General features: G+C 45.3%; 1 protein-coding gene. It reads right to left on the bottom strand.

The features are described 5' to 3' along the window. On the bottom strand, positions 1-823 hold an 823-nt coding region (locus A3762_RS20350; protein WP_082869271.1), incomplete at its 3' end, for an FAD-dependent oxidoreductase. Positions 824-921 lie beyond the last annotated feature (98 nt).

Below are 921 nucleotides of genomic sequence, written 5' to 3'. Positions count from 1 at the left end.
GAGGACCAGTCCCTTCAATCACACCTGTGAACATAGGCGAACGATCAAAGCCTGAACGAATGATGTCATGGGTACGCTCATTGGTATGTGTAATAAAACACTCAATTTGACGCGGATGTTGCGCTACATTCCCCATGTAGGACATCACGGGAGTAGGTGAGTCGCCTGGCTGGCGTTGCATTACGCTGAAATCTACACTTCTTGCATCAATACGAGGAGGCGTTCCTGTTTTTAATCTACCGACACGGAAAGGCAGCTCTCTCAAACGATTGGCTAGTGCAATAGAAGGAGGGTCTCCGGCACGTCCGCCACTATGATTTTCTAGGCCAACGTGAATTACACCACCTAAAAAGGTTCCCGTAGTCAGTACGACCGATTCCGCTCTAAACGTTAAGCCCATATTGGTGATCACACCTTTTACGGAATCACCTTCAACAACGAGATCATCAGCAGCTTGCTGGAATATATCTAAGTTTGGCTGATTCTCTAGGATATCCCTGATCGCAGCTTTATATAAAATTCTATCTGCTTGAGCGCGCGTGGCTCTAACTGCAGGTCCCTTTCGACTGTTCAATACGCGAAATTGTATTCCCGCCAAATCAGTCGCTTTCGCCATAGCGCCATCAAGAGCATCAATTTCTTTTACTAGATGACTCTTACCAATGCCGCCTATAGCCGGGTTACAAGACATTTGTCCAAGCGTTTCGATATTGTGCGTCAACAATAATGTTTGCGCGCCTGTCCGTGCTGAAGCGAGAGCTGCTTCAGTACCAGCATGACCACCACCTATAACAATGACATCGTAAAGCTTTGGATATTCCACAAATAACCTCTAAAAACGGAATAAAAAAGGGCGCGCAATTATAATGAGTCGCGCCTCGCTTTAACAGAATGAAATGTATATTTTTTGATCAAATTTAA

It is taken from the genome of Oleiphilus sp. HI0125 (assembly GCF_001635355.1).
The sequence above is the reverse complement of the archived record's forward strand: the minus strand, read 5'-3'. Positions and strand labels throughout refer to the sequence as shown.